Annotated in this window: 2 protein-coding genes; both read right to left on the minus strand. The window is 71.9% G+C overall.

Going from position 1 to position 3,919, the window contains the following annotated elements; translation table 11 throughout:
* Positions 1-288 precede the first annotated feature (288 nt).
* Positions 289-1,197 carry a class II fructose-bisphosphate aldolase gene (locus VJN29_RS20170; RefSeq protein WP_324145434.1) on the minus strand — a complete coding sequence of 303 codons (909 nt, stop codon included), beginning with the start codon at positions 1,195-1,197 and terminating at the stop codon, positions 289-291.
* A 71-nt stretch (positions 1,198-1,268) separates the two neighbouring features.
* On the minus strand, positions 1,269-3,509 hold the full coding sequence (locus tag VJN29_RS20175; RefSeq protein WP_324145435.1) for an MMPL family transporter: 2,241 nt from the start codon (positions 3,507-3,509) through the stop codon (positions 1,269-1,271).
* Positions 3,510-3,919 lie beyond the last annotated feature (410 nt).

Genomic DNA, 3,919 nt, shown 5'->3' on the forward strand with positions numbered 1-3,919 from the left:
CTCGGCGACGTCGTCGCCGGTTACGGGACCGACGTCGACCGCGACCTCATCCGTGCGTGGTGGTCGTTGCGATGCCTGAGCAACGTCCGCTCGCTGGTCGAGCAGGGCCTCGGCTCGCCCGCGGACTTTCCCGAGGTCGCCGTGTTGCGACGGGCGTGAGGCTGCAGCTCGCCACGGCGATGAGCACATGGTGCCCGTCGTGCAGCGCAGGGCCACGTTCCTGGGCGCGTCCCCGAAGCGCCGGTCGACGCTGCCGACATCCATCCGGCGGTGGCTTGCGGCGAGCGTTCACAGGCGGGTGCGGCCGGCGCTGCCGAAGGCGGCGATCTTGGCTTCGACGACGGCTTGGATGTCGTCGATGACCGGGCCGACGAGCTTGACGGTGGCGTACTCGTGGGGATGGGCGGCGAACTCTCGCTCGAGGGCCGTGCGATAGGTGTAGCGCAGCTCGGAGTTGACGTTGATCTTGCTGATGCCACCGCGGGCGGCGGCGGCGTAGGTGTGGTCGGGGGTGCCGCTGCCGCCGTGCAGGCTGAGGTAGGCGTCGGTGGCCGCCCGGATCCGGGCCAGCAGATCGAGGTCGAGGGCTTTGGGCCGGGAGTAGAGGCCGTGGAGGTTGCCGATCCCCACGGCGAAGGTGTCGATGCCGGTGGCCTCGACGAAGGCACGGGCGGTGTCGGGGCTGGACAGGGCGGCGGCGACGGCCCCGGTGTCGGGGGGCAGGCGGTGGACGGTGGAGCTGCCGGGGAGGTAGCGCAGCTCGCCCTCGACGACGGCCCCGGTGGTTCGGGCGTGCGCCACGACCAGGCTGGTGGCGGCCACGATGGTCTCGTCGCTGGCTTCGTGGTCGGCTTGGGAGACGTCGATGTGGACCAGCTCGAAGCCGGCGTCGATGGCCGCGACCGCCGCGTCGACCGAGGGGGCGTGGTCGAGGTTGAGGTACAGCTCGACCCCGAGCTCCTCGATGAGGTTGTCGACGACGTCGCGCAGGTTGGCCAGCCCGAGCACGGCCACCTCCGAGGCGCTGGCTTCGATGAACGCCGGTGCGGCCGTGGCCCGGGCGGCGCGGGCGACGGCGAGCAGGGTCTCGAGGTTGTCGACGTTGAACGCGCCGATGGCGAACCCCTCGGCGCGGCTGCGGGCCATGGCGGCGCGTGCCCGCTCGGTTCGCTCTGCGATCGACGTGACCGTGGGCATGGGTACTCCTCGGGGGCGTTGGTGGCCCGACCGTGGGAGTGACGTTGGCGCTCACAGCCGGGCCACGGGTGTCAGCGCCGGGAGGCCGACACGAGCTCGGGCGTCTCCGCGGGGACCGCCGGCGGGGAGGCCGCCGGGGCGACCGGGACGGGATCCGCCGGGGTGGGCCGGGACGACTCCTCGGGCCCTTCGATGTGGACGCGGGGCAGGATCCGGTCGAGCCAGCGTGGCAGCCACCAGTTGGCGCGGCCCATCAGGACCATGAGCGACGGCACCAGCAGCATGCGCACGATGGTGGCGTCGACGAGCACGGCGACGGCCAGCCCCAGGCCGACCATCTTGGTCACCGGTTCCGGGTGCGCCACGAAGGCGAGGAACACGGCGATCATGATCAGCGCGGCGGCGGTGATCACCCGGGCGGTGGCGGCCAGGCCGCGGGCCACGCTGTCTCGGGGGTCGCCGGTGCGGGCGTATTCCTCGCGGATCCGTGACAGCAGGAAGACCTCGTAGTCCATGGAGAGGCCGAAGAGGATGGCGAACAGGAACATCGGGACCCACGACACGATGGGCACGGTCTCGGAGAGGCCGACGAGGTCCTTGCCCCAGCCCCACTGGAACACGGCCACGATCACGCCGTAGGCGGCACCCACGGACAGCAGGTTCATCAGCGCCGCCTTGAGCGGGACGAGGATCGACCGGAACGCCACCATCAGCAGCGCGAACGCCAGCGCCACGATCGAGCCGATCAGGATCGGCAGGCGGGCGCTCATCTGGCGGTCGAGGTCGACGATGCCGGCGGTGCTGCCGCCCACGAGCACCTCGAGGTCGGATCCGGCGGTCGCCCCGGGCACCACGACGTCGCGCAGGTGGTGGACGACGTCGGCCGTCTCGGCGTCCTGCGGGGCGGTGTCGGGCATGGCGTTGAACACGGCGACGTCTCCCGCCGGGTTGAAGGCCGGCTCTGAGGTCGCGGCGACGCCGGGCGTGGCCGCGATCTCGCTGCGCAGGACCTCGAGGTCCTGGCGGGCGGCGTCGTCGGGCACGGTGGCCACCACGAGCAACGGGCCGTTGAAGCCGGGTCCGAAGCCCTCGGCCAGCAGGTCGTAGGCCTGGCGCTGGGTGGTGTCCGGTGGCTGGCTGCCCTGGTCGTTCTGGCCCATGCGCATGTCGAGGACCGGGGCGGCGAGCGCCACCAGCGCCACGGTGCCCGCCAGGGCGGCGGCGATCGCGTGGCGGGTCACACCACGGGCCCAGCGGGTCGACAGACCGGCACCGGCCCGCCGGTCCTGGCGGCCGACGAAGGGCACCCGCAGCCGGTCGATCCAGGCGCCCAGCAGGCCCAGCAGGGCGGGCAGCAGCGTGAGGGCGGACACGACGCTGACGGCCACGACCATGGCGGCGGAGAGGCCGAGCAGCCCGACGGCCCAGATGCCCGAGATCATCAGACCGGAGATGGCGATCACCACCGACGTGCCGGCGAACAGCACGGCGGATCCGGCGGTCGCCGACGCCTGCGCGGCGGCCTCGACCACGGTGGCACCACCCCGGCGCGCCTCGCGGAAGCGGTTGACGATGAACAGCGAGTAGTCGATGCCGACACCGAGCCCGATCATCGCCGCCAGCGCCGAGGCCGAGGTGGGGACGTTGGTCGTCGCCGCCAGGATGCCGATGAGGGTCTCGCCCACCGCCAGCGCGAACAGGGCCATACCGATCGGGAGCAGCATGGCGATCACCGAGCCGAAGGCCAAGAGCAGCACGACGACGGCGATGAGCAGGCCGATCTGCTCCGACGACGTCTCGGTGGCCTGCTCCCAGACGGCGAGCGGCCCGCCGACCTCGGCCCGCACCCCGCGGTCATCGAGCGTCGTGACGGTGCCCTCGAGGGCCTGGAAGTCGTCCTTGTCGAGATCGATGACGTCGCGGTCGTAGCGGACCTCGGCGAAGCCGATGTCCTCGCTGGGCGAGATCGTGCCCGCCGTGAGCGGGTCGGACACCGAGACCACGTGGTCGAGTCGGGCGACGTCGGCCAGGGTGGTCCGGATGGCGGCGGCGGTCGCCTCGTCGGGCAGCGAGCCGTCCTCGACGGAGAACACGACGGTGGCGCTGCCACCGGCCTGTTCGGGGAAGGACTCCTCGAGCTGGTCGGCCGCCCGCTGGGCGTCGCTGCCGGGCAGTCGGAAGTCGTCGACGAACTCGCCGCCCAGCCGGCCGGCGACCGACGAGACGGCGACCAGCGCCGCGACCCAGAACAGGATCACCCTCCAGGGGTGCCGGGCGCTGGAGCGCGCGAGGCCAGACAGTGATCGGGACATGGTGGACCTCCACCTGAGAGGGGACGCGTCGCGTCCCAGGGCTGATAGATGCGTGATCAGATGGATGGCGGCTTGCTCAGCGCCGTTGCCGAGGCCAGCCGGCCGATCTCGTTTTGGCTGGTGAGGTCCGCCGCTGACAACTTGCGTGCAAGCTTCCCGGTGAGGCTGTCCCTACCTTGGACGGGCCTTGACCTCGAGGGTGAGCGTGCGCTGGTTCGGTTCGGGTCGCAATGACAGCTCGCCCTCGGATCTGGCCATCCAGTGTTCCCGCCGAGGCGAGGCCTCGCGGTCCGGATGCGAGGGGTTCGACCCGTTGCACCAGGGTTCGTCAGGTCCCACCATGGGGGCGTGGGCCCCACCACCCATGGAGCGAACGGGCCGCGCAAGGTCGTGGTCGTGGCGTTCGATGG

Origin of the sequence: Intrasporangium sp. (assembly GCF_035280925.1) — a bacterium.
Taxonomy (GTDB): Bacteria; Actinomycetota; Actinomycetes; order Actinomycetales; family Dermatophilaceae; genus Intrasporangium.

What these genes read in the sequence shown, in the direction of transcription:
- VJN29_RS20170 (WP_324145434.1), bottom strand. Translation starts at nt 1,197, where the DNA reads ATGCCCACGGTCACGTCGATCGCAGAGCGAACCGAGCGGGCACGCGCC.
- VJN29_RS20175 (WP_324145435.1), bottom strand. Translation starts at nt 3,509, where the DNA reads ATGTCCCGATCACTGTCTGGCCTCGCGCGCTCCAGCGCCCGGCACCCC.